This is a genomic window from Roseovarius sp. BRH_c41, assembly GCF_000961715.1.
GTDB lineage: Bacteria > Pseudomonadota > Alphaproteobacteria > Rhodobacterales > Rhodobacteraceae > Roseovarius.
In genome coordinates this window covers 1-24491 of record NZ_LADY01000061.1, presented here as the reverse complement: position 1 = coordinate 24491, position 24491 = coordinate 1, and the positions used below count along the sequence as shown (strand labels likewise).

The 24491-nt window shown below is 60.4% G+C and carries 22 protein-coding genes; 13 read left to right on the top strand and 9 right to left on the bottom strand.

Annotated features, from left to right (window positions below; genetic code table 11):
- The first annotated feature begins 70 nt into the window (after nucleotides 1-70).
- The 9 genes from VR71_RS19285 to VR71_RS19245 all read left to right on the top strand — a co-directional run bounded on the left by VR71_RS19285 (nucleotide 71) and on the right by VR71_RS19245 (nucleotide 10763).
- Nucleotides 71-2053 carry an FAD-dependent oxidoreductase gene (locus VR71_RS19285; protein WP_045686226.1) on the top strand — a complete coding sequence of 661 codons (1983 nt, stop codon included), beginning with the start codon at nucleotides 71-73 and terminating at the stop codon, nucleotides 2051-2053.
- A 144-nt stretch (nucleotides 2054-2197) separates the two neighbouring features.
- On the top strand, nucleotides 2198-3847 hold the full coding sequence (locus VR71_RS19280; RefSeq protein ID WP_045686225.1) for an amidohydrolase: 1650 nt from the start codon (nucleotides 2198-2200) through the stop codon (nucleotides 3845-3847).
- Between the two features lie 116 nt (nucleotides 3848-3963).
- On the top strand, nucleotides 3964-5031 hold the full coding sequence (locus VR71_RS19275; RefSeq protein WP_296430649.1) for an ABC transporter ATP-binding protein: 1068 nt from the start codon (nucleotides 3964-3966) through the stop codon (nucleotides 5029-5031).
- Nucleotides 5032-5033: 2 nt separating this feature from the next.
- Nucleotides 5034-5936: an ABC transporter permease gene (locus tag VR71_RS19270; protein ID WP_045686223.1), complete on the top strand. Its 903-nt coding sequence runs from the start codon at nucleotides 5034-5036 to the stop codon at nucleotides 5934-5936.
- Nucleotides 5923-6726: an ABC transporter permease gene (locus VR71_RS19265; protein ID WP_045686222.1), complete on the top strand. Its 804-nt coding sequence runs from the start codon at nucleotides 5923-5925 to the stop codon at nucleotides 6724-6726. Before VR71_RS19270 ends, VR71_RS19265 begins: the two co-directional genes overlap by 14 nt.
- Nucleotides 6727-6755: 29 nt before the next feature.
- Nucleotides 6756-7784 carry an extracellular solute-binding protein gene (locus VR71_RS19260; protein WP_045686221.1) on the top strand — a complete coding sequence of 343 codons (1029 nt, stop codon included), beginning with the start codon at nucleotides 6756-6758 and terminating at the stop codon, nucleotides 7782-7784.
- A gap of 178 nt (nucleotides 7785-7962) precedes the next feature.
- Complete coding sequence (locus tag VR71_RS19255) at nucleotides 7963-8415, top strand: thioesterase family protein (protein WP_045686220.1); 453 nt, start codon at nucleotides 7963-7965, stop codon at nucleotides 8413-8415.
- Between the two features lie 36 nt (nucleotides 8416-8451).
- A complete protein-coding gene (locus VR71_RS19250) occupies nucleotides 8452-9261 on the top strand; it encodes a CoA ester lyase (RefSeq protein WP_045686219.1) in 810 nt (269 codons plus the stop codon).
- On the top strand, nucleotides 9258-10763 hold the full coding sequence (locus tag VR71_RS19245; protein ID WP_009816057.1) for a fumarate hydratase: 1506 nt from the start codon (nucleotides 9258-9260) through the stop codon (nucleotides 10761-10763). Before VR71_RS19250 ends, VR71_RS19245 begins: the two co-directional genes overlap by 4 nt.
- 44 nt (nucleotides 10764-10807) lie before the next feature.
- On the opposite strand, the gene VR71_RS19240 is transcribed toward VR71_RS19245, so the two are convergent.
- The 7 genes from VR71_RS19240 to VR71_RS19210 form a co-directional block, all read right to left on the bottom strand.
- On the bottom strand, nucleotides 10808-11557 hold the full coding sequence (locus tag VR71_RS19240) for an SDR family oxidoreductase (protein WP_045686218.1): 750 nt from the start codon (nucleotides 11555-11557) through the stop codon (nucleotides 10808-10810).
- Between the two features lie 42 nt (nucleotides 11558-11599).
- Nucleotides 11600-13066, bottom strand: a complete 1467-nt coding sequence (locus VR71_RS19235; RefSeq protein ID WP_009816059.1) for an aldehyde dehydrogenase family protein — start codon at nucleotides 13064-13066, stop codon at nucleotides 11600-11602.
- Entirely contained in the window at nucleotides 13063-13743 is a 681-nt protein-coding gene (locus VR71_RS19230) for an ABC transporter ATP-binding protein (RefSeq protein ID WP_045686217.1), read from the bottom strand. The genes VR71_RS19235 and VR71_RS19230 overlap by 4 nt, the downstream gene beginning before the upstream one ends.
- On the bottom strand, nucleotides 13743-14492 hold the full coding sequence (locus tag VR71_RS19225) for an ABC transporter ATP-binding protein (RefSeq protein ID WP_045686216.1): 750 nt from the start codon (nucleotides 14490-14492) through the stop codon (nucleotides 13743-13745). The genes VR71_RS19230 and VR71_RS19225 overlap by 1 nt, the downstream gene beginning before the upstream one ends.
- The gene (locus VR71_RS19220) at nucleotides 14489-15460 is read right to left on the bottom strand and encodes a branched-chain amino acid ABC transporter permease (RefSeq protein WP_045686265.1); all 972 of its coding nucleotides are present in this window, start codon (nucleotides 15458-15460) and stop codon (nucleotides 14489-14491) included. Before VR71_RS19220 ends, VR71_RS19225 begins: the two co-directional genes overlap by 4 nt.
- A gap of 59 nt (nucleotides 15461-15519) precedes the next feature.
- Nucleotides 15520-16425: a branched-chain amino acid ABC transporter permease gene (locus VR71_RS19215; RefSeq protein WP_009816063.1), complete on the bottom strand. Its 906-nt coding sequence runs from the start codon at nucleotides 16423-16425 to the stop codon at nucleotides 15520-15522.
- A gap of 74 nt (nucleotides 16426-16499) precedes the next feature.
- Nucleotides 16500-17801: an ABC transporter substrate-binding protein gene (locus tag VR71_RS19210; protein ID WP_296430634.1), complete on the bottom strand. Its 1302-nt coding sequence runs from the start codon at nucleotides 17799-17801 to the stop codon at nucleotides 16500-16502.
- Between the two features lie 467 nt (nucleotides 17802-18268).
- Here VR71_RS19210 and VR71_RS19205 point away from each other — a divergent pair, with 467 nt between their 5' ends.
- The gene (locus tag VR71_RS19205) at nucleotides 18269-19393 is read left to right on the top strand and encodes a zinc-dependent alcohol dehydrogenase family protein (protein WP_045686215.1); all 1125 of its coding nucleotides are present in this window, start codon (nucleotides 18269-18271) and stop codon (nucleotides 19391-19393) included.
- A gap of 169 nt (nucleotides 19394-19562) precedes the next feature.
- Here VR71_RS19205 and VR71_RS19200 read toward each other — a convergent pair whose 3' ends face one another.
- A complete protein-coding gene (locus VR71_RS19200) occupies nucleotides 19563-20705 on the bottom strand; it encodes an HPP family protein (RefSeq protein WP_045686214.1) in 1143 nt (380 codons plus the stop codon).
- 157 nt (nucleotides 20706-20862) lie between these two features.
- On the opposite strand from VR71_RS19200, the gene VR71_RS19195 reads away from it, so the two are divergent.
- Complete coding sequence (locus tag VR71_RS19195; RefSeq protein ID WP_045686263.1) at nucleotides 20863-21810, top strand: DMT family transporter; 948 nt, start codon at nucleotides 20863-20865, stop codon at nucleotides 21808-21810.
- A 135-nt stretch (nucleotides 21811-21945) separates the two neighbouring features.
- Here the strand turns inward: VR71_RS19195 and VR71_RS19190 are convergent, their stop codons facing one another.
- Nucleotides 21946-22854, bottom strand: coding sequence for a LysR family transcriptional regulator (locus tag VR71_RS19190; protein WP_045686213.1), 909 nt, complete (start codon nucleotides 22852-22854; stop codon nucleotides 21946-21948).
- Nucleotides 22855-23022: 168 nt separating this feature from the next.
- Here VR71_RS19190 and VR71_RS19185 point away from each other — a divergent pair, with 168 nt between their 5' ends.
- Both VR71_RS19185 and VR71_RS19180 read left to right on the top strand, forming a co-directional pair.
- Nucleotides 23023-23442 carry an SDR family oxidoreductase gene (locus VR71_RS19185; protein WP_296430632.1) on the top strand — a complete coding sequence of 140 codons (420 nt, stop codon included), beginning with the start codon at nucleotides 23023-23025 and terminating at the stop codon, nucleotides 23440-23442.
- Nucleotides 23443-24031: 589 nt separating this feature from the next.
- Nucleotides 24032-24491, top strand: a 460-nt coding sequence (locus VR71_RS19180) for an IS110 family transposase (protein WP_045686212.1), incomplete at its 3' end; no start/stop codon positions are given.

Below are 24491 nucleotides of genomic sequence, written 5' to 3'. Positions count from 1 at the left end.
CAAGCTGTTTTTCCCACCTCTGCCGCGCGACACTTGCCAACATCCGACGTACCAACATGAGAGGTGTCCCTTGTCCCAGCCCCGCCGCAATGATCCGCTTCTCACCCCTTTCTCCCTGGGCAAGTTGACTCTGCGCAATCGGATCATCAGCACCAGCCACGCCTCGATGTTCGATGAAAGCGGCATGCCAACCGAGCGGTATCAAGCCTATCACGAAGAAAAGGCCCGCGGTGGAATCGCCATGACCATGATTGGCGGCAGTGCGATGGTCTCGAGGGACTCAAGCTGGGGCGGCGGTCAGTTGGACATGAGCTCCGACCGCATCATCCCGCATCTGCAACGCCTGTCCCAGCGCATCCATGCGCATGGTACGGCCGTGATGACACAAATCTCTCACCTGGGCAGACGCGCCAATGCACTGCATGGCGATTGGCGCCCGGCAATTGCACCGTCCCGCATCCGTGAAATTCGGGGGCGAAGCATTCCCCGTGAGATGGATCGCAACGACATCGATCGCGTGATCGCCGATTACGCTAGCGCCGCCCGACGTGCGCTTGAGGGTGGTCTTGATGGCATCGAGACACTCTGTGGCGGGCATCTCATCGGTCAGTTCATGTCGCCCCTGACAAACCACCGCACCGATAGCTTTGGTGGCAGCCTCGAAAACCGTGCCCGCTTTGGCCTGATGGTGCATGAGGCGCTGCGCGAGGCGGTAGATGACCGGCTGGTGATCGGCATCCGGCTGGTGATTGACGAAGGCGTCGCAGGCGGGCTGACCGCAGCGGACGGCATGGCCCTTGCCCAGATGTTCGAGCGTGAAGGGCAGGTTGATTTCTTCAACGCGATCTATGGCCGGATGGATAGTGACCTCGTGCTATCTGAGGATAACATGCCGGGCCTCTTTCAACCCTCAGCCCCCTATCTGGAGAGCGTCCGAACCTTTCGCGCGGAAACTACGCTTCCGCTGATTCACGCCGGAGGCATCCGCGACACCGCCACCGCACGCCATGTGATTGCAGAGGGTATCGCCGATCTCGTCGGCATGACTCGCGCCCATATCGCGGACCCGCATATTGTGCGCCGGATCGAGGCAGGAGAAGAAGACCGCATCCGCCCCTGCGTCGGCTCATCTTATTGCCTCTACAAGAAGGCAACCTGTGTGCATAACGCCGCGACGGGCAATGAATTGTCTATCGCCCATGACGTCAGCCTGGCCGATACCAAACGCCGGGTTGTCGTGGTTGGAGGCGGTATTGCCGGACTCGAGGCCGCGCGTGTTGCCGCCCTGCGTGGCCATCACGTTACGCTTTTTGAGGCGGCATCACAACTTGGCGGGCAGATACTTCTTGCAACGCGAGCCCCCCATCGCACTCCGTTGATCGGCATTATCGACTGGCGAGTTCAAGAACTCGACCGGCTCGGCGTCAGGATTCAAACCGACACGCTGGCCACATGCGACGACGTCCTCGCCTTATCCCCTGATGCCGTGCTCATCGCTACAGGCGGCATCCCCGATCTGGACTGGCTTCCGGGCGCGGTTCACTGCGTCAGCACCTGGGACATCCTGTCTGGCGCTGTGCCATTGGGGTCAGATATCCTGATTTATGACGGGACGGGTCGCCAACCAGCCCCCTCTAGCGCACTCGCGACGGTCGGCATGGGGCATAAAACCACTCTGGTTACGCGTGACAGCCATGTCGGACAGGAAATGCCGTATCAGGACAGCACGGGGTTTCGCAAAAATCTGGGACTGCAAGGGGTCCACTGCCTGACGGATCTGGAGTTGATTGACGTAACCCAAAGCGGAAATCTACTGCATGCACGGTTTGTGCACACCTTCACCGGCGAGCATCAGTATATTGACGTTGATCAGGTCGTGATCGAGGCGGGAACCACGCCGGTTCTTGATCTTCATAACGATTTGCGCGCATCCTTGAACCAGCAGAAGTCAGCAATGATAGAGGGGGGTGTCCATCTCATTGGCGACGCCGTCGCCTCGCGTGACATTCATGCCGCGATACGCGAGGCCCATCTCGCTGCGCGGATGCTCTGAGGGTTTCCCGAGACGACAGATCGCTTTGCCCGAACCAAGACAGACGCGGCGCATTCTGGGGCCTTGAGCACCTCGATTGATCAAAGAAATGGACCGGCAAGCAGCGCCCTGCTACCGTCGACGCGGAGCAAGATTTGGTGCCAGATGAATATAACCCTCTTGATCATCAACGCGCGCGGCCTGACCATGGACCCGGACGGCCCTGAAACCAACGCGGTGGCTCTCGCGGGCGACAGGATTGCCGCCCTTGGCAGCAGAGCCATCGAAATGGCGGGAGCAGACTGTCCTGTGATTGACGCGAAGGGGGCGACCGTGCTTCCGGGCTTTATTGAAAGCCATCTGCATCTGTTCATGGGCGGCTCGGAATTGGCGCATCTACAGCTTCTTGGGGTCAAGGGGCCGGACGCGCTGGCGCATGCAATCCGGGCCTATGCTGCGTCCAATCCAGACCGCAAGGTGATCGTGGGTCAAGGATGCGACTACGGCATCTATGATCGTCCTCTGACACGGCACGATCTGGATGCGATCTTGTCTGACCGGCCCGTCTGCCTGTTGGCCGCTGACCATCACACTGCTTGGGCTAATACGATCGCCCTTGAACAGGCGGGCATCCTGCAGGGTGCGCATTTGGGTCCGGGCAACGAGATCGTCATGGAAAACGGTCTTGCGACCGGCGAGTTGCGCGAGTTCGAGGCCAAAGCGCCCGTGCTGAAACTGGCCGGGGAAAACCGTATCATGGCGGGGATCGCCACCGGGGCCGATCCGGTGCCAAAACCCACGCATGAAGACATGCTGGCGGATTTACCGGCGATGGAACGCGGTTTGCGCCATTGCGCGCGCCACGGGTTTACCAGCCTCGTGAATATGGATGGCAATCGCTACACGCTCGAGGTGCTGGACCACTTGCGGGATCAGGGCAAGCTGACGGCGCGGGTGCGGGTGCCCTATCATTACCGCAATGATCACAAACTCTCGGACCTCGCCAAGGCCAGCGCCATGAGTGCCGATTACAACGATGACTGGTTGTCGTCGGGTTTCGTCAAGATGTTCATGGATGGGGTCGTGGACAGTGGCACGGCGGTGATGCTGAGCGATTATCCCGATCAACCCGGCTGGCGCGGTGAGCCATTGCATGAGGCGGACCGCTTTGCCGAGATTTGCATCGAGGCGGACCGGCGCGGGCTTCAGATTGCGGTGCATGCCATCGGGGACGGGGCGGTGCGCCGGGTGCTGGATGGCTATGAGGCTGCGCGCGCGGCCAATGTGCCCCGTGATGCGCGTCACCGGGTCGAACATATTGAACTGATCGACCGCGCCGATATTCCTCGGTTTGCCGACATGGGGATAGTGGCCTCGGTCCAGCCATCGCATCCACCGGGGTCCATGGATTTCCCGTTGTTTCCAACCCTCGACAAGATCGGGCGCGACCGGTGGCGCGATGCCTATCTGACCCGCACGCTGCGGGATGCCGGGGCGCGGATCGTGTTCGCGTCTGATTGGCCGGTGGCCGATGTGAACCCGTTTCGCTCGATTCAGGCGGCGGTGACGCGGCAACCCTATGAGGGCGCTCAAGACGAGCGCGTGACGCTGCGCGAGGCCTTGGCCGCCTATACCATCGGCGGGGCCTATGCCGAACATACCGAGGACCGCAAAGGCATGCTGCGCCCCGGCTATCTTGCGGATCTGGTGATTCTGTCCGGCGACATCGAGGCGGTGCCCGCAGATCAGATCGCCAGTCTGCATGTTGAAAAAACCATCTGTGGCGGTCGAATCGTTTGGGATGCGGCCCTCTAATCAGGCTTGAGGGGCGGAAATGTCTTGAACGACTCGGCGACACGCGCTCGACTGCGGGGTAAAAAGGAAAAGCCATAGTGGCCGACGGTACGCAACAGAGCGGCAATGAGATAGAAATAGACGCGGTCAGCAAGGTCTTTGGCTTGGGCGCGGCTGCGTTTCACGTCCTGACCGAGATTGACCTGACAATCCGCACCGGCGAATTTTTCACCCTCTTGGGACCGTCCGGCTGTGGCAAAACCACACTTCTGCGGGTGATCGCCGGATTTGAGCACCCCAGCAACGGACAGCTGCGGATCAAGGGGCAGGATGTTGTGGGGCAGGCTCCGAACAGGCGTCTGGTGAACACGGTATTTCAGAATTACGCGCTATTCCCGCATATGACCGTGGCGCAGAACATTGGCTTTGGCCTCAAGATGCTGGGCCGCCCCCGCTCCGAGATTGACGCCACCACATCCGAGATGATGCATCTGGTCAAGATGGAGGCCATGGCCATGCGCAAGCCTGCCGAATTGTCCGGGGGACAGCAGCAGCGGGTGGCACTGGCCCGCGCCTTGGCCCCGAGGCCACGCGTTCTGTTGCTCGACGAACCGCTGAGCGCGCTGGACCTCAAGCTGCGCAAGGAAATGCAAACTGAGTTGAAGCGCCTTCAGGTGGAGACGGGCATCACCTTTGTCTTTGTGACCCATGATCAGGAAGAGGCGCTGACCATGTCGGACCGCCTTGCCGTGATGAACAAGGGCCGTATCCTGCAACTTGGCAGTCCGCATGACATCTACCACGCCCCGAAAGAGCGGTTCGTGGCTGACTTTATCGGCGAGACGAATTTTCTGTCGTTGCAGGTGATCGCGGTGCAGGGGCGCAGCGCCGAGCTCGCTTTGCCTGGTGGCCGAACCATCCTGGCACGGATTGCAGAAGGGTTGGTCCCAGCGGAGGGTGAGACCGTTTCCGCCGTGATCCGCCCGGAACAGGCGCAACTGGCGGAGGCAGGTTCGGGCGATCTGTCTGTGACGGTGAATGGCACTGTGTTCTTTGGCACCGACACACATATCCATCTGACGCTTGAGGATGGTCAGACCTTTACGGTGCGGCGTCAGAACACGGTCGGACAAGCGGAGCCGGCGATTGGCGCGCGGATCGGCCTGGCCTTGATGCCCGGCGCGCTGCAAGTTCTGCGGGGATAGGGATGAAAAGCGACTCGCACCGATGGAAGTGGATCCTCGTGAGCCCGGCGCTTGTGGTGCTGATCCTTGCGGCCTCTGGGCCGCTCTTGATCGTTGCCATTTACTCGGTCCTCAGTCCCGGCAATATGGGCGGCGTGTCGTGGGATTTCTCGACCGAGGCCTGGTTTCGCGTGTTCTTCAAGCGGGATATTTTCGACCCCGAGAATGTAACTCTGAACGCTGATCATCTTGCGGTGTTCCAACGCACCTTGTGGCTGTCGTTTCAAACAACGCTGATCTGCGCGGCACTGGGTTTTCCAACGGCATGGTTCATCGCGACACGCCCTGTCAACCGGCGGATGATCTGGTTGTTCCTGATCACCGTACCCTTTTGGACCAACCTCTTGATCCGCACCTTCGCGATACAAGAGCTGATCCGCAACACCGGCACGGTGAACACGGTTCTCCTCTGGCTCGGCCTGATCCGCGAACCTGTGGAATTGATGTATACCGATTTCGCCGTGTTGCTCGGCATGAGCTATGTCTTTTTACCCTTGATGGTGCTGCCGCTTTACGCGGCGATGGACAAGCTGGATTTTCGGTTGGTCGAGGCGGGGTATGATCTCTACGCCAGTCGCTTGCAGGTCTTGTGGCATGTGATCCTGCCGCTGGTGAAACCGGGATTCATTGCTGGCTCCATTCTGGTGTTCATCCCGTCAATCGGGGCCTATGTCACCCCGCGCGTGCTGGGCGGCGGCCGGTCGATGATGATGGGCAATCTGATCGGCTTGCAATTCGGTCAGGGGCGCAACTGGCCGCTTGGATCGGCCTTGGCGATGGTGCTGCTGGTGATCGTCGTGGTGGCGCTGGTTTTCTACCTGCGCATCACCACCCGTGAGACAGGAGGGCGCGATGGCCAACAATAGGTTCGACGTCCGCGCCCTGCCCGGCTTTGGCACTGTTGCCATTGTCACCCTCGTGATGCTCTACCTACCCATCATCACGTTGGTGGTCTTTTCGTTCAACGAGTCGCAATCGCAAGCCGTCTGGGGCGGATTCTCGCTGAAATGGTATGAGGCGGCGTTTAACAACAGGCAGGTGGTCGATGTGTCGATCCGCTCGCTTTGGCTCGCGCTGGTCGCGGCTGGGATCGCCACCGCACTTGCAACTTTGGCGGCATTGGCCACGACGCGGGTGGGCCGGTTTCCCGGCCAGACCCTCATTTATGCGCTGATCAACCAGCCTCTGATGGTGCCTGAAATCGTGACCGGCATCGCGCTCTTGATCTTTGTGGCCTTTCTCAAGGTGCAGACAGGATACTCGGGCATGGGATATATGGTGGCGGCGCATACCGCCTTTTGCATCCCCTTTGCCTATCTGCCCATTCGCGCGCGGCTCGAAACCATGGATCTGACCTTGGAAACGGCGGCGGCCGATCTCTATGCAACCCCGGTGCAGACCTTTACCCATGTCACCCTGCCGCTGTTGGTGCCCGGTATCGTGGCAGGCTTCATGCTTGGGTTCGTGGTATCGCTCGACACCGTTGTGATCACCGAGTTCGTGAAGTCTGCCGGGCAGGACACGCTGCCCACCTACATGCTCGGCCAGTTGCGCCGTAGCGTCACCCCCGAAATGAACGCCATCGCCACGCTGTTTCTGGCGCTGTCGCTTGTGGTGGTCAGTGTGTTTTTCCTGATCACCCGGAAAAGGGGATAACTGCAACCATAACCACAGGGAGACGACCAATGAAGAGATTGATAGCAACCGGCCTGACCGCCCTATTGGCGACCACCGGCATCGCGAGCGCGGAAGGTGTGGTGAACCTCTACAACTGGGGCAATTATACAAGCCCCGAGTTGCTGACCAAGTTCGAGGCAGAGACCGGGATCAAGGTCAATGTGACGGACTACGACAGCAATGACACGGCCCTTGCCCGCATCCGTCAGGGGGGCCATGGATTTGACATTGTCGTGCCGTCGAACTCTTACATGCAGACTTGGATTTCAGAGGGCCTCATCGTTCCGCTCGACAAATCCGTCGTCACCAACCATGGCAATATCGCGCCCGAGTGGGTGGATGTCGATTTCGACCCCGGTCGCGAATATTCGGTTCCGTGGCAATGGGGCACGACCGGCGTGATCGTGAATACCAGCGTCTATGATGGCGACATCAACGATGCAGGCCTGATCTTTAGCCCGCCGGACGCGCTCAAGGGCAAGATCAACGTCATCCCCGAAATGTCCGATGTGATGGCCATTGCAATTTACTACGCCGGGGGAGAATCCTGCACCACTGACATGGAGGTGATGCGCAAGGTGCGTGACACTCTGGTCGAGGCCAAAACACATTGGAAGGCGCTGGATTACGGCACGGTCGATGCCCATGTCGCTGGCGATTTCTCAGCCGGGATCTACTGGAACGGCGCGACAATGCGGGCACGGCTGCAAAACGCTGATCTCGCCTACGGCTATCCTAAAACCGGTTATCCGATCTGGATGGATAGTGCGACCGTGCTGGCCGATGCCCAGAACCCGGAAAACGCGATGAAGTTCATCAATTTCATTCTCGAGCCGGAAAATGCCGCGATGATCTCGAACTTTGCGCGCTACGCCAATGGTGTGACCGGATCCGAGGAATTCATGGATGAGGTGATGCGCGAAGCACCGGAAATCGTCGTCGCGCCGGAACTGGCGGCGGCGGGCAAGTTCAGCCCAGCCTGCCCTCAGGACGTGAACGATCTGCAATCGCAGATCTGGACTGAGGTGCTGCAGTAATCAAGGTCGGGCGCATCCCGTTCTCCTGGTGGGGTGCGCCCGAAGGCCAGAGCGCCAGTTGAGGTCGGTCATTGTGAAACCTGATAGGTTCCCGACTGGACAGAGGGCGCGTTCCATGGTGGTCTGTCTCTGAGTCCGCGAGCCAAAGCGGCGAGAGTATAGACAATCGGACCCGAGCATGAGCAATCGCCCCGTTCCACAACCCCGCGTCGCCTATGTGCATTTCTGCCCGATCAGCACCCGCTGGATGGACAATGACGCTTACTTGCACGTCAATAACGTGGCCTATTATTCATTCTTCGACACGGCGGTGAACGAATACCTGATCCGGGGCGGCGTGCTCGACATCCGGCGCAGCACCGTGACCGGATTGGTTGCGCACAGCGAATGCCACTACTTCAGCCCCATCGCCTTTCCCGAGGCCATTGAGGTTGGATTACGCGTGGCGCGGCTCGGCAGAAGCAGCGTCACCTATGAGTTGGCAATTTTTCGGTCCGGGGCGGATCTTGCGGCGGCGCAGGGGCGTTTTGTGCATGTCTATGTCGACCGCGAGACGAGCCGTCCAGTACCCATCCCCGAAAACATGCGCGCGCTGCTCGACCCTTTGGTGGTGCCTGACGTTAACGGCTGAGCCATTCCCATTTCTCTCATTGCTTCAGGACCAGATATGCCCATCAGTCAGATTGCCCTGCCCCTCTTTTTGCCCGCCACCCGGCTGGATCGCCTTGCCAAGGCACAGGCCGCGGGTGCGGATGCCATTCTGCTCGACCTTGAAGATGCAGTTGCCGAAGAGGACAAGGCAAACGCCCGTGCGGCATTGCGTGATCTTCCTGCGCGTCGGTCCGGCGCTGTGCCGGTGCTGGTGCGCCTCAATGCCGCCGACAGCGCGTTTTACGCCGAAGATGTCGCGGTTCTCGGCGGGTTGGCGATTGATGGCCTGATCCTGCCCAAGGCGGAGGACGCAGAGACCTGCGCCGTCCTCGCAGCGCAAACGGGACTGCCGGTGATCGGCCTCATCGAAACCGCCCTCGGGTTGCGCCGCGCCGAGAGCGTGGCGCGCGCCTGTACCCGTCTTGCCTTTGGCTCGATTGATTATGCTGCTGATCTGGGGATCGCGCATACCCGCGAGGCATTGTTGCACGCGCGCGCCGAGCTTGTGCTGGCATCGCGCCTTGCCAATCGCCCGGCCCCTTGGGACGGCGTTACCCAAGGCATCAATGACGAGGCCGCAATCCTGAGCGATTGCCAGTATAGTGTTGAGATGGGTTTTGGCGGCAAGCTGATCATTCACCCCGCGCAGATTGCCCCGGCCCGGCGCGGGTTTGCCCCTTCTGAGGCTGAATTGGACTGGGCGCGGCGTGTTGTGGCCGCATGCTCTGAAACCGGAGCGGCCATCAAGCTGGATGGCCAGATGATCGACGCGCCCGTGGTCAAACGCGCGCAACAGATCCTAGCGCGCGCGGGAGGTGCGGCATGAGCGGTAAAATCACTGAGGCGGATCTGATCGACAGTGTCGCGGACGCGCTGCAATATATTTCATATTACCATACGCCGGATTTCGTCACCGCGATGGCCCGCGCCTATGAGACGGAAGAAAGCCAATCCGCGCGCAATGCGATCCGGCAGATTCTGGTCAATTCGCGTATGTCGGCCTTTGACAAACGACCGCTCTGTCAGGACACCGGCAGCGTGAATGTCATTCTCGAAGTGGGCGTTGAGGCCCCCATCGACTGGCACCACGCGCCGCAGGACATGATCGACGAGGCGACGCGACGCGCCTATGCCTTTGCCGCCAACCCGCTGCGCGCCTCGATTGTCGCGGACCCACTGGGCGCGCGGCGCAACACGCGCGACAATACCCCGGCGATGATCCAGACCGAATTGGTGGCGGGTGACAAAGTGTCTGTCACGGTCTCGGCCAAGGGGGGCGGGTCAGAGAACAAGACGAAATTCGCCGTGTTGAACCCGTCGGATTCCGTGGCGGATTGGGTGGTGGACACGGTTGCCAAACTGGGGGCGGGATGGTGCCCGCCCGGGCTGATCGGACTGGGTGTGGGCGGCAGCGTCGACAAGGCGATGGCGATGGCCAAGCAGGCGCTGAACGATCCCATCGACATGACCGAGCTACAGGCGCGCGGCGCGCAAACCGCCGAAGAGGCGCTGCGGCTGGAGCTCTATGAGCGGATCAACGCGCTCGGCATCGGGGCGCAGGGGCTGGGCGGTCTGATCACCGTGCTTGATGTCAAGCTGCGCAGCTTTCCAACCCATGCCGCGTCCTTGCCGGTGGCGTTGATCCCCAATTGCGCCGCCACCCGGCATGTGCATTTCACGCTGGATGGCAGCGGCGCGGCAGAGTTTACCCCACCTGATCTGTCACTCTGGCCGGATCTGGAAGAGGGCGGCGTCACGGGGCGCCGGATTGATCTTGATGCGCTGGACGATGGCGTTCTGGCCTCGCTCAGCCCCGGCGATACGCTGCTTTTGTCTGGTCGGCTCTATACCGGGCGCGACGCCGCCCATCGCCGGATGCTCGAGGAACTGGATCAGGGCAAGCCGCTGCCCGTCGATCTGAAGGGGCGCGCGATTTATTATGTCGGCCCGGTCGATGCCGTTGGCGATGAGGTGATCGGCCCGGCAGGCCCGACAACATCCACCCGCATGGACAAGTTCACGGGTCCCCTGCTCGCAGCATCGGGTCTCAAGGTGATGATCGGCAAGGCCGAGCGCGGGCCTGCGGCCATCGAGGTCATCCGCCAGCATGGTGCGGTCTATCTGATTGCTGTCGGGGGTGCGGCCTATCTGGTCTCCAAGGCGATCAAGCGTGCCCGGCCTGTCGCCTATCAGGATCTTGGCATGGAGGCGATTTACGAGATCGAGGTCAAGGACATGCCCGTGACTGTGGCGGTCGATACCAAGGGGGCCTCGATTCACAACAGCGGGCCGAAGCAATGGGCGAGGGTGCCGCAACTGGCCAAATGAGAAGAGGGCCGGATTTCTCCGGCCCCAACTGTCGTGAACCTGTTTTAGATCGTACGCCCGCCGTCAACCTCAAGCACGACGCCGGTTATGAAATCCGCCTCGTCCGAGGCGAGGTAGAGGGCTGCGTTAGCGATGTCGCGGGCTTCAGAGAGGCGGCCCATGGGGATCGTGGAGATGAAGCGCGCGCGGTTCTCGGGCGTGTCGGGCATGCCCATGAACTGCTCCAGCAGACCGGTCGCGCCCATCACTGGCGCGATGCAGCAGACGCGGATCTTGTCGGGGGCGAGTTCCACGGCCAGCGAGCGCGTCATCAGGTTAACGGCACCCTTGGACGAGTTATACCATGTCAGACCGGGGCGCGGGCGGATCCCGGCAGTTGAACCGACATTGATCATCACCCCGCCCCCGGCGGCACGCCAGAGCGGCACGCAGGTTTTGGTCATATGAAAGATCGACAACACGTTGATATCGTAGATCTTGCGAAAGGTCGCCTCATCGGTGTCCATCAGTGGGCTGTTGGCATTGGTCCAACCGGCATTGTTTACCACGATGTCGAGGCCACCAAAGGCCGCGACGGTCGCGTCAACCGCCGCCTGAACCTGATCGCCCTTGGACACATCGCAGGTCACGGCAGTGGCATTCTCGCCCAGTTCCTTGGCCACGGCGCGCGCGCCAGCCTCGTTCATATCGACCACGGCAACCCTAGCGCCTTCGCGGATATAGGTCTCGGCAATGCCCTTTCCAAAGCCGGAGGCGGCCCCGGTCACAAGTGTTCGTTTTCCTTGCAGTCTCATGTCTTGTTCCTTCAGGTCTCGTAACGCGATGCGCGGCACGGGTCAGCCGTGATTGTTGATGATCGTCTTGATATGCGAAAACTCGAGCAGGGCGGCAAAGCCCTTTTCGCGGCCATGCCCTGACTTGCGGATGCCACCAAAGGGCAATTCGACGCCGCCACCCGCGCCGTAGCCGTTGATGAACACCTGACCGCAGCGCATCGCCTTGGCCACCCGTTGCTGGCGTCCGCCATCGCGGGTCCAGACCGAGGCGACCAGCCCATAGTCGGTGTTGTTCGCAATCGAGATCGCGTCGGCCTCATCCTCGAACGGGATGATGCAGAGCACGGGGCCAAACACCTCTTCTTGCGCAATCCGCGCCTTGGGACCGCAGGGGCCAAACACGGCGGGGGCCACGTAATAGCCGCCCTCGGGCGCATCCTCGCGGACAATGCCACGCGCCATCAACGGCGCGTCGGCCTCGGCGATATAGGTCTCGACCCGTTTCTTCTGCTTGGCCGAAATCAGCGGCCCCAGCACCGCATCCTCACCGGAATCCGAGGCCGCCACCGCACTGAACCGGGCGGTCAGTTCGGCTACGGCCCGCTCATAAATGCCACGCTGCAACAGCACGCGGGTGCCCGCCGAACAGGTTTGCCCGCCATTCTGGATCACGGCATTGACCAGAAACGGCATCGCGGCGTCGAGATCGGCGTCGTCGAACACGATCTGTGGGGACTTGCCACCCAGTTCCAGCGTGCAGCCGATGAAATTCTTGGCCGCAGCGGTCTGAATCATGACGCCCACCTCCGGGGAGCCGGTGAAAGAGATAAAGTCGATGTTTTTGTGGTCAGCCAGTGCCTGACCTGCCACCGCCCCGCGCCCCGTGACGATATTGATGGCACCGGGCGGAAAGCCCACGTCAAGCGCCAGTTCCGCAATCCGAAGCGCGCTGAGGCAGGCATCCTCGGCGGGTTTCAGCACCGTGGCATTGCCCATGGCCAGCGCCGGGGCGACCGAACGGCCAAACATTTGGGCCGGATAATTCCACGGGATGATATGGCCTGTCACGCCATGCGGTTCGCGGTGTACCTCGACGTTATAGCCGTTGAGAAAGGGCACAATCTCGCCGTGCACCTTGTCCGCCGCGCCGCCGTAAAACTCAAAATAGCGCGCTGTGACCTTCATGTCGGCGCGGGCCTGTGCGATCGGCTTGCCGTTGTCGCGTCGCTCCAATTGCGCCAGCGGTTCGACATTCTCAAGGATACGCTCAGAGAGGCGGATCATCAGGCGGCCGCGCTCTGCGGCCGTCAGCTTGGACCACTCGCCGCCGTCAAAGGCCGCGCGCGCCGCTGCGACGGCTGCGTCGATATCGGCGGCATCGCTGTCGGCGATCTGCGCAAAGGGCAGCCCGTCAATCGGCGAGAGGACATCCATCACCTTGCCGGAGAGTGCCGGAACCCAATCGTTGCCAATCAGGTTCAGAGGCTTGGGGATGACCAGCTTTGCATTGGTGTCAGTGTCTTTCATGCCTTGGTTCCTTCCGGTTCAAGAGAGCCCTCGGCGACTTCGCCCCGCTCGATCACAAGCGTACGATCCGCAAAGCCGCGCAGCAAAGAGGGGTTGGATTCCGTGATGATCAGCGTGATTGAACGATCCGTATCGCGCAAGGTCCGCAATGCCTCGGCGTAGCGTTGTGCGAGCGCCGGGGCGAGACCCTGAAACGGCTCGTCGAGCATGATGAGCCTGGTGCCCAGCATCAGGGCGCGCGCCAGAGCCACCATCTTACCCTGCCCGCCCGACACGGTGCCGCCGGGACGTTGGGCCAAATCACGCAATTCGGGCAGGACGGTATAGGCGCGGTCCAGACGACGCGTGGTCTCGGCCTTGTCCAGCCGCGCCGCCTGTGCGGGCAAAAGAATGTTTTCCTCGATGGTAAAGGCCGCAAAGAGCCGCCGATCCTCGGGCGCATAGCCAATCCCCAGACCGGGCCGCTTGGGCGGATGCAGGGCGTTGATGGGCTGGCCTTCAAACAGGATCTCGCCGCTGGCCGTGGTAAACCCCATGATGGTGCGCAAGAGCGTCGTCTTGCCTGCGCCGTTGCGACCGATCAAGGCCACGGTTTCGGCCGCGCCAATCCGAAAGGTCAGGTCGCGCAGGATCGGGATGATCCCGATCGAGGCATTCACATTGCGTAATTCCAGCATCAGACCACCTCTCCGATCACGTCCCGGATCACGTCGGGATGTTCCAGAATTTCCGCAGGCGTACCGCGCAACTGCACATTACCGCTGTTCCAGACCGCCACCTCATCAGCGTATTTCTCGACGATTCCCATGTCATGCTCGACAAAGACCGAGGTGACATTGGCCTCTTTCAACGCGCCGATCAGGATTTCCATGATTGCGTGTTTTTCGGAGGAGGCCACGCCAGAGGTGGGCTCGTCCATCAAGAGCAAGCGTGGTTTGAGCGCAAGAGCCACGGCGATGTCGATCAGTTTGCGCTGCCCCTCGGGCAGCTCCACAACCAGAACATCGGCCACATCGGCGCACCCCACCATATCCAGCAGATGCAGCATTTCGGTGCGTTCCGGGATGGCGTGCATATCAACCAGCGGATTGCGCCGCTTCTGCCGTGCCGAAGCGGCAATGAGCAGGTTTTCCAGCGCTGTGTGCTCGGTGAAGAGTTGTGGGATCTGAAAGGCGCGCGCGACACCGCGATCCACGATCTTGCGCGGGGGCAGCGGCGTGATGTCCCGACCCTCGAAGAGAACCTGCCCTTTGCTGGGCTTGAGCCAGCCGGTACAAATGTTGAGAAACGTCGTCTTGCCCGCGCCGTTGGGACCGATGATTGCCAGGTTTTTACCGGCATTGATCGTCAAAGAGACATTGTCCGCCGCTGTGATCCCGCCGAATTTGATCGTCAGGTTGCGGGTTTCCAGAAGAACCTCGGTCATTTGCGGTCTCCTGTCTTGGCCGATGGCTTGGTCGTATCGCGCTTAAAGGCGGACTCGAGAATGCCAATCAGACCGCCCGGGGCAAAGAGGATGATGATGAGCAAAAATCCCCCGAGGATCATTTGCCAGATGTCACCGGCATAGACCGAGGCATAGGTGCGCACGACCTCGTAGATCAGCGCGCCAAGGAAGGCCCCCTGCACCGACCCGGCCCCACCCAACACGGCGATGAACACCATTTCCGCCGAGCGTACCCACCAGACATATTCAGGTGTCACGACACCTTGGGCCATGCCCATCATCACCCCGCCAACGCCGCAGAGCGCCGCCGACAAGAGGTAACCGGACAAGAGCGCCCGCTTGGGCGAGATGCCGAGATATTCGAGGCGGGTTTCATTGGTCTTGATGGTCTGAAACAGCTGCCCGACGGGCGAGGCAAACCAACGATGCGTGAACCAGCCTAGGGCCACCACAAGCACCAGAACCGAGTAATAGAGCACCATATTGAACTGGACGTGATCCAGCGCCTGACCAAACACCGTCGGGCGGGTAAAGCGCAGGCCATCGGCGCCACCGGTCAGGTGATAGAATTTCTCGAGGATCGACCAGAAAATCATCGAGAACGCCAGATTGAGCATGCCAAAGAAAATGCCGCGATAGCGCACCACGAAGAGCCCAACAAAGAGCCCCGCCACGATGGCCCCCAACACCCCGACAATCAGAATGACAAAGAAATCGGTTGCGGGCATTGACGTCATCAGGAACGCCCCGGCATAGGCCGCAATGCCGAAATAGAGCGCATGGCCAAAGGACACCTGCCCGGCCCGCAAGAGGACGGTCACGCCCAGAACGGCCAACCCCTTGGCCATGGCGAAATTGACCAAAAGCTGCATTGAAGGCACTAGGAAGGGCACAGCGATAATCACCGCTATTCCAACGATCCAGAGCCATGAAAGAGGGGATGTCATGCGGGCATTCACCTTGTTTGACGGCTTGCTTGACTGTGTTCCGGTGGGCATGTCCGGCCTCAGATCTTGCGTGCGGCTGGACTGCCAAACAGCCCTTCGGGGCGCACCAGCAGGACCAGAACCATGATGAGATAGGGCACAAGCACGGAGATTTCAGGATAGAGATAAACGGCAAAGGATCGACCCAGACCGATCATCAGGGCCGTGAGCGCAGCGCCCTCGATCTGTCCAAGCCCAGCGGTGGCCACCACGGCAAAGGATAGCACGATCATATCCGCCCCCATGCCCGGCAGGATCGACGTGGTCGGAGAGGCCAGCGCGCCGCCCAACCCGGCCAGAACAGCCCCGATGACGAAGGTGAAGAGAAACACCCGGTCGGCATCAATGCCGATGGATTGCGCCGCTTCGCGATCCTCTGTGGTGGCGGTGATCAGCTTGCCTATAATCGTGTGACGCAAGAAAAAGCGCATGCCCAGCAACAGAACCACCGCGATCAACGGCAACAGGATCAGTTGATAGGCGGTATAGGTCACGCCAAACACGGTGACATTGCCCAGCACTTGCAAGGCAGAGGAATTGAAATAGGGCTGCGTGCCCCAGACCAGCCGCTGCACGTCCTCAAGGATCATGAACACCGCGAAGGTCACAAGAAGTTGGAGCACCTCTGATTTCTGATAGATCCGGCGCAGCAGGAAATATTCCAGCGGTGCGCCGATCACGATCCCCACGAGGATTGCCGAGACGATCATCAGCGGAAAGGCAAAGGCCGGAGCAAAACCGAGGGCCAGAAAATATCCCACCAACGAGACCGTTGTATAGGCGCCGATCGCATAGAGCGAACCATGCGCGACGTTCAGGATACGCATGACGCCAAAGATCAGGGTGAGACCGAGCGCCACAATGAACACTAGCGCGGCATAGGCCACACCGTCGAACAGGGCGAGCAGGAAGATCGAGAAATTCATGTGCTGATCCCGGGTATTTCAAGGACACGGAGAGGGCAATCTATGGCCCTCTCCGTCAAGTTTACAAGCGTGGTTCAGTTCTCGAAAGTATCGACCGTGACGCTCTCGACAAAGCCCGCATCAAGCGCGCCCACCCATTCAATCGAGTTCTGCCCAACGGGCGTTGTTAGCTCGTTACCGTCAAAGATCATGATGTTCTGCATGGTGGCAAAGGGATATTCGCCGGTTTGCACGCTCGTTCCCATCAACTGATCTTCGACACCCTGATGGTCCTCGCGCAGGGTGACGGGACGTCCCAGCCCCTGAAAGGTCAGACCCTCAAGCGCCGCTAGCAATTGATCCTCGCTGGGCCAATCAACGCTGTTGTCGGCGATGGCCTTTTCATAGGCAGCCTTGAGCGCGGCGATGGCCTGGCTGGCGTGGAACACGGGATAGACGGACACGTCGCCGGTCTTTTCCTCATATTGCGTCATGAAGGCCTTGAAGTCTTCGTCATTGCGGCGCTCGGGGTGGAGGAAATAGTGATCCCCGCGTGCACCGATGATATGCCCGTCCGGCAGCGCCGATCCCAGCCGCTCCAGCGACGATTCCGCCAGCGGCAAAACAAAGGTCGACGTGTTCATCAGCCCGCGTTGCGACGCCTGCTGCACAAAGGTGTCAAGATCGCCGCCCCAGGAGGTGGACAGAATCACATCCGGCTGCATGGCCTGAAGACGCGAGATTTCGGTGGAAAAGTCGGGCGAGCCGAACTTGGGGAAGAACTCGGCCACGACCTCGACATCGGGCTTCATTGCTTTGAGCGCCGTGATGAAGATATCCCAGCTGTCACGCCCCCAAGCGTAGTCCTGATTCACCACGGCGATGGTTTTGAAATCGGGCTTGGTCTTGAGCAGGTAGAGCACCGTCGCCAGCATTTCCGGTGTCGCATTGGCCTGTGTGCGGAAGACGTATTTGTAATCGTTCTCTTCAAAGATGCGCTGCGTGCCGCAGTCCCACATCAGATTAGGCACTTGCAGATCCTCGGCGAGTGGTGCGAGCGTCTGGCAATTGCCCGACGAAATCGCCGCCAGCATCACCTCGGCGCCCCCCGATTCCACCATGCGGCGATACTCCGAAGTCAGCGCCTCGGCGCCGGCACCCTCGTCGATGAACGAGATGTCGACCGGGACACCGTTGATGCCACCAGCCGCATTGATATTCTCAATGAGAATCTCGGCCGCATCGCGGGCCGGGACGCCAAAAACCGACGCAGGGCCGGTCAGAAAGGCCGTCATCCCGATCTTGAGGCTTTCGGGTTTATCTGCGGCACCTGCCGCAAGAGGCAATGCAGCGGCCACCATGGCGGCGGCAGCGCGTGTCACGAATAGGTTTTTCATTATTAAGTCCTCCCTTTTCAGTTTAGCCAATCAGCGTATTGCGATTGGGGTGGTGAACATCTGACGATGCCCTCTAGACTGGCATGTTCCCCGTTGTGAGTGGGGCGCAGCACGGTCTTCGACGGGCTGCGCGACGGGGAGGCAAAAATCCTGTCGGAAGCACCAACGCCCTCCGTCAGGCAGCAGCCGATGATGACAAAGGGTGTCGTTGACTGGCGCATCATGCGAAGGCCCTCCCATCTGGCCTATCAAAGATGGTAGACCGAGAGCCAAAGGCTCGGCCAATACCTTGACGCTATTCCGGCCATAGGTTCTTACTATCACGGTACAAACCACGACGACAGCGCCTTATAACGCCGATAGGATGGCCGCGGCATGCCGCACGAGCAACCCGCGCCCGTGAAGGCCCGCGCCTCAGCTATCAGAGCTATACAGGTTCGAAGAGCAATTTACGGGAGAATGACACCATGAAAATACAGGCAGCGGTTCTTGAACGCGATAACATCCAGAGTGATTTCGAGGCGACCAAGGCACTAACCGTGCGCGACGTCGATCTCGAGGCGCCCGGACGCGATGAGGTTCTGATCCGCATTGCTGCCGCAGGTGTCTGCCACTCTGACCTCTCGGTGATCAATGGTACCCGTCCCCGACCTATGCCGATGGTGCTTGGCCATGAGGCCTCGGGAATTGTCGAAGAGGTTGGGCCGGGCGTCGACGATCTCGCGCCCGGCGATCACGTTGTTTGTATCTTTGCCCCGGGTTGCGGCACCTGCCAGCCCTGTGCCGAAGGTCGTCCGGCGCTCTGCACTCGGGCAGCCAAACATCACGGGGTCGGGGAATTGATGACCGGCCATCGCCGCTTGTCGATGGACGGAAAGCCGGTCAATCACCATGTCGGTGTCTCTGCCTTTGCCAGCCATGCGGTTCTCGCCCGTCGCTCTCTGGTCAAGGTCGAGGCCGACATTCCCACGCATATCTCGGCCCTCTTCTCCTGTGCGATGCTGACCGGCGCGGGGGCCGTTTTCAACACCGCCAAGGTCATGCCCGGCAGCAAGGTCGCCGTGTTGGGATTGGGCGGAGTCGGTCTTTCGGCGGTGTTGGGGGCCTTGGCCGCTGGCGCGGCACAGATCGTCGTGATCGACCCCTTTCAATCCAAGCTAGACGCCGCGCTCAGCATGGGGGCCACCCATGCGGTGACATCGAACGCGCACACCGTGCAGGCCGTGCGTGATATTACCGATGGTGGCGTTGATTATGCCATAGAATTGGCAGGCTCGGTCAAAGCGCTGGAAACCGCCTATGACTGCACGTGCCGGGGCGGCATGACCGTGACTGCGGGCCTGCCACATCCCGATGCAAGAATGCCGCTCAACGCGCTCAAACTGGTCGCTGAGGAACGCAGCCTCAAAGGCAGCTACATCGGCTCGTGCGTGCCGCAACGCGACTTGCCGCGTATGTTCTCGCTGCACCAACAAGGCAAACTACCGGTGGAAAAGATGCTCACCCACCGCTTGCGCCTTGATCAGATCAACTTGGCGATGGATCAGTTGGAGAATGGCACGGCAATCCGACAGGTGATCGAATTCGGTTGAGAACGGGCCGCGAGGGATCATACGTCGGCGCGTTTGCCGGGACACGCGACGATGAACGACGCGGACCTCCCTCGCGGTATTCTGCGGCAAAGGTATGGATGACGCGCTTGGACCTCGTATCTCTTGGATGGTGATCCATCGCGGCACAAGTACCGTGTCAGTTTGTGTGTCAGGATCGAGCCGCTCGCCGCGCAAGTGCGGCGATAAGGTCCGTTCGCGTGACTATACCGACGATTTTTCCATACTCGACAACGGGCACAGCATCTGTATCGCCGTCCGCCATCATTGGCAGCAGCGCTCCGATCGGAGTGTTTGTCGTGACGCGGGGAACTGCGACGCTCATGATGTCGCTCGCGGTCAGAGGCTTCTCCCGATCTCGATCCAATAACCGTCTCAAGGCAGGCAGGTAGCCGCGATGCAGACGCAGCGCGTCTTCTCGGGCTTGGCTGATGAGATGTATCTGAAAGATGACGCCCAAGAACTTGGTATCGGACTCTACGATCGGCAGCGACGTGAACCGATGTTTTCTGAAGATATCCGCAATCTCGCCAAGCGTTGTATCCGGGAGAGCCGTGACAAGATTACGGGACATGATGTCCTGAGCGGTCAGCGGGCCGGTCGATTGCGCGGCGGCCTGCAGTTCCGCAGCACCGATCAACCGGGCCAGATCCTCGACCCCGAGGTTGAACGATTGGCTGTAACGTTCGAGAATACCTGTCAGCTCGTCTTCCGAAAGGCCGAGACGCTCCGTCGGATTTCGGTCTTCTGTTCGGTGCTTGCTCGGGTCATCGAATTGACGGAACGGGTAATGTCGCCCGGTCAGCCGTGCGTAGCCGGTCGCAAGCACGACAAGGGCCGTCGTTCCTATGGCAATGGGGGCGAGGGCGAACCAGAAACCTAATTGTGCGACGGCATCTGGAGACATGGCGGCGGTCATTGCGACGGCACCGGCAGGGGGGTGGAGCGCACGACACAGGATTGTGGCGGTGATCGCAAGACCCACAGCTAGGGCGACCCGCAGGACGACGTCTCCGACAACTAGGCATACGGCCACCCCGACAAGGGCTCCAACCGTATTGCCGACAATCGCGGACCATGGCTGCGCAAGCGGGCTATTCGGGACGGCGAAGAGCAGGACAGCCGACGCACCAAAGGGCGCGACAAGGTAGAAACCCAACGCGAGATCAATGTTTGGCGACAAAAGAAACAGCCCCGTCAGCCCCAATCCGATCAGCGCCCCAAGGCCCGCCCGCAGGGCTTCGATCCCAGAAACCCTAGGGACAGCGGGACCAAGTGATCTCAGAATATGCAAATTCGCGGCTCCCCTACCAGATCTGCGCAGACTTTCACCAGTTTGCGAAATGTTCAATCAATCGACACTGATTGGCACCGATTGTTTGACCTCTTTGGCAAGATCAAGGGTCGTGAAAAGGATAGACGCGCCCGAGGTGACACCCTATGCGGGGTCCATGACAAGCACCATCTCCGTCCCCCCGCCCACCGACCGCATCCTTGCCGGTGTCGCTCTGATGCTGGGGTTTTGCGTGACCGCCCCCCTCTTGGATGTGGCGGCCAAGCTCGCGTCCACCAGCGTGCCAGTGGGACAGATCACCGCCGCGCGGTTTATCGTGCAATGCGCCCTTATGGCGCCGTTTGTCTGGATCATGGGGCTGTCGTTGCGCGTACCACGGGAGCAATGGCTGGCACTCCTGTCTCGCGCAGTGCTGCTCTTTGGCGCGACCTTTTGCTTCATCGCCGCAATCCGGGTGATGCCGCTGGCCGATGCGCTGGCGATTGTCTTTGTCGCCCCGTTCATCGTGCTGTTGGTGGGCAAGTTCTATTTGGGTGAAGATGTCGGCCCGCGCCGCGTGGGTGCCGCGATGGTGGGCTTTGTTGGCGTCCTCTTCGTGATCCAGCCCAGTTTCGCGGCCTTTGGCGCAGTGGCACTGTTTCCGCTCGGCACGGCGGTCGGATTCGCCTTTTATATCCTCGTGACACGCGGCCTATCGCGACGGGTGCATCCCGTGACCCTGCAGTTTCACACCGGCCTCATTGCCAGCCTGCTCTGCCTGCCGGTGATGATCCTGGCCGAGGGCACAGGGATTGAGATGCTCGATCCGGTCTGGCCTGAAGGGGTTGCATGGCTCTGGTTGCTGGGGGTTGGGTTTTTCGCGACGCTGAGCCATATGATGATGACCTATGCGCTCTCGCTCGCCCCTTCAGCCACACTGGCGCCGCTGCAATATCTGGAACTGCCGGTGGCGACATTGCTCGGCTATCTGGTGTTCCACGATTTCCCCAACGCGCTCACGCTCACGGGCATCGCCATCATCATCGGCGCGGGGCTCTATATGATCCACCGCGAGCGGGTCACGGCCCGCCAGTTGATGACCGAACGCGCCGCGCCGCCGATCTGAGGTGGCATGGCTCTGAGTGAGTGGCAGAGCATACCTGCCGCACCTCTTGGTATGTTAGGACGAGGTATCACCGGCTGGTTCAACACGCGCAAACTGTTCGGCCGCATCGAGACTTGAGGCATGCCTCGATCATTCTCACCCGCTTTGCAGGTGTCTCGTAGCCATGCTTCGCGCCAGTGCGAGGAACGCCGCGAAGCCATCGGAAGGGTTGCGACGCCCGGGATAATATAAGCAGAAGCCCGCGCGGGGTGGGGTCCAATCCTCCAACAGATGGATCAAATGACCCCTTGAAATGTCATCGACAACATCCTGCTCGATAAAAAAGCCGACGCCGACGCCATCCAACACCGCAGCGCGAGCGATTGAGGCGTCGTCTAACGTCAGACGCCCCTTGGCTTCGAACTGCATCACCTCTCCATCTCGCTCGAACTGCCAGCGAAACAGCGCTCCGTTTGGGAGGTAAACACGGATGCATTCCTGCGCTGGAAGATCGGCAGGACTCATCGGCGCGGTGTGGGTTTTCAACCAAGTTGGTGCGGGGACGACAGCATATCGCTGCGGCTGCCCCAAGGGCAGTGCTATCGTGTCACGGCGCTCCAAATCGGCAGGACGAATGCCCAGATCATAGCCTTCACCGACGATATCGACCAGCCTGCCTTCTGTCACCAGATCGACCTGCACCTCGGGATAACGCCGCAGGAACTCTAGCATCAGTGGTGCGATCTGCCGCGCCCCCTGAACCGACGCATTGATGCGCAACAGGTCCGACGGCGTCTCGCGCTGTGACCGGGCTGCGTCCATCGCAGCACGGATCTCAGCAACCGCCGGGGATTTCCGCCCGACAAAATCCCGCCCCGTATCGGTGAGCGACACACTGCGTGCCGTCTGATTGAACAGCCGCCCACCGAGGTCGGCTTCCAGCCGACCGATGGTATGGGACAGGGTCGTGGTCGACATACCTCGGTCGAGTGCAGCCGCCCGGAACGATCCATGGCGTGCGATGGCCAGCACTGCCTCCAGCTCCCTTAAACCAGTGTCTCTGATTGTCCCGATTCAGTCATCTTTAGATGCCAATTTATCCTGATTATCATGGCTGAGGTCGACCTTTATGGTGTTGGCAGCACAACATTGATCACCGGCGGCAGATAGGGCGCAGGGGCGGCGACCGTCGCCCTGTTTCGCAAACTTGGCGCGGCGACGTGGCGGGCCGAAGTGAACCTGCTCCCTGCCGTGCGCCCAAGCCGCGCGCATGGGCCGGGGTTAGTCGCACAGGGCGCGGGTGTTGTGATCCAGCTGGCCTCTATCCAGCGCCAATGGCTACTGCCCGACGCGACCACGGCTTACGTCACAGCCAAGGCGGCGCTCTCTGTCGATAGCAAGAGCCTGTCACAGGAAGTCTCACCCAAGGGACTGCGCGTCGTGCGTGTGGCACCTGGCTGGATCGAGACGAAAGCCAAGGTTGGCCTGGCCGAGCGTCTGGCGCAAGAATCCGGCACGGATCTCGAAGGCGGCAAGCGGATGATGATTGAGGCGCTCGGGGGCATACCAATCGGCCCCCTCGAAGCCGTCCGAAGTTGCCATCCTGATCGCCCTCCTTGCGCCCGGCCGAGCGGCAACCATCACTGGGGCTGAAGCGGTCATCGAAAGAGGGACTGTGCCGACGGCTTGATTCAGAGCCACGCGGACAGCGTATTTATACAGGGAGAGCGGCCGAGACGCTAGGGCATTGTATTTACTTGGAAAAATTTGTGCCGGGGGCGGAATCGAACCACCGACACGAGGATTTTCAATAAGTCTTTGAATCTATGCAACTTGAGGCATCCCTCTTCAAACCGTCCGCAAGCGATTGAATTGACGCCTCTTTGGTGCCGCAAACCATCTCAAGTTACCTTGTACCGTGCCAGCCAAGCACGGCGAAAATGATACCCATATGATACCCAGACGTGCCAAACGGCCTTGAATACCGATAACGTCAAACGCAGTAGCACTGCGGGATGCCTTCCCGCCGAGTGTAAAGGTGAATAAATGACATTCGCTGAGAAATCTAGAACAAGCAGGTTGGGCTCAAACCGAGCATGCGCAGCACTGGCGCGAACCTGACGGAGGCGGAGACATGATCACAGACACTCCCGGCTCAAAGCATGCGTAATTGGGCTGACCCTGAACTGAGGTCGAGCTCCCTGTAAGATCACAGGACATCTGTGAACAAGGGAGATTTCGAATGGAGTATTATGCTGGCTTGGACGTATCGTTGCGGTCCTGCGCGGTTTGTGTTGTCGACGGCAAAGGCACGGTTCTGTACGAGCGAGACCTGCCTTGCGAGATCGAAGAGATCGCGGGGTACCTGACTGCGCTTCCCGTTACGATCGAGCGTATCGGGTTTGAGTCCGGCACCTTGAGCCAGCATCTGTTCTACGGATTGAAGGCAGAAGGGTTCGACGTCGTGTGCATGGAAGCGCGCCAGGTGAGCGCCGCTTTGTCCGCTATGCGCAACAAAACGGATCGCAACGATGCTCGCGGCATCGCCCAGATCTTGCGGACGGGTTGGTTCAGCCCCGTTCACATGAAGAGCCGGGAGGCGCATGGGGTTCGGGCTCTTTTGAGCACGCGGAAGGCCTTGCTCAGCAAGACCATCGATCTGGCCAACGAGGTGCGCGGATTGCTGAAGATATTTGGCATCC

Excerpts from the sequence above, each read along its gene's own strand:
- VR71_RS19265 (WP_045686222.1), top strand. The coding sequence starts at position 5,923 with ATGGCCAACAATAGGTTCGACGTCCGCGCCCTGCCCGGCTTTGGCACT.
- VR71_RS19280 (WP_045686225.1), top strand. The coding sequence starts at position 2,198 with ATGAATATAACCCTCTTGATCATCAACGCGCGCGGCCTGACCATGGAC.
- VR71_RS19225 (WP_045686216.1), bottom strand. The coding sequence starts at position 14,492 with ATGACCGAGGTTCTTCTGGAAACCCGCAACCTGACGATCAAATTCGGC.
- VR71_RS19270 (WP_045686223.1), top strand. The coding sequence starts at position 5,034 with ATGAAAAGCGACTCGCACCGATGGAAGTGGATCCTCGTGAGCCCGGCG.
- VR71_RS19255 (WP_045686220.1), top strand. The coding sequence starts at position 7,963 with ATGAGCAATCGCCCCGTTCCACAACCCCGCGTCGCCTATGTGCATTTC.
- VR71_RS19230 (WP_045686217.1), bottom strand. The coding sequence starts at position 13,743 with ATGCTGGAATTACGCAATGTGAATGCCTCGATCGGGATCATCCCGATC.
- VR71_RS19235 (WP_009816059.1), bottom strand. The coding sequence starts at position 13,066 with ATGAAAGACACTGACACCAATGCAAAGCTGGTCATCCCCAAGCCTCTG.
- VR71_RS19245 (WP_009816057.1), top strand. The coding sequence starts at position 9,258 with ATGAGCGGTAAAATCACTGAGGCGGATCTGATCGACAGTGTCGCGGAC.
- VR71_RS19220 (WP_045686265.1), bottom strand. The coding sequence starts at position 15,460 with ATGACATCCCCTCTTTCATGGCTCTGGATCGTTGGAATAGCGGTGATT.
- VR71_RS19210 (WP_296430634.1), bottom strand. The coding sequence starts at position 17,801 with ATGAAAAACCTATTCGTGACACGCGCTGCCGCCGCCATGGTGGCCGCT.
- VR71_RS19215 (WP_009816063.1), bottom strand. The coding sequence starts at position 16,425 with ATGAATTTCTCGATCTTCCTGCTCGCCCTGTTCGACGGTGTGGCCTAT.
- VR71_RS19260 (WP_045686221.1), top strand. The coding sequence starts at position 6,756 with ATGAAGAGATTGATAGCAACCGGCCTGACCGCCCTATTGGCGACCACC.
- VR71_RS19240 (WP_045686218.1), bottom strand. The coding sequence starts at position 11,557 with ATGAGACTGCAAGGAAAACGAACACTTGTGACCGGGGCCGCCTCCGGC.
- VR71_RS19195 (WP_045686263.1), top strand. The coding sequence starts at position 20,863 with ATGACAAGCACCATCTCCGTCCCCCCGCCCACCGACCGCATCCTTGCC.
- VR71_RS19205 (WP_045686215.1), top strand. The coding sequence starts at position 18,269 with ATGAAAATACAGGCAGCGGTTCTTGAACGCGATAACATCCAGAGTGAT.
- VR71_RS19250 (WP_045686219.1), top strand. The coding sequence starts at position 8,452 with ATGCCCATCAGTCAGATTGCCCTGCCCCTCTTTTTGCCCGCCACCCGG.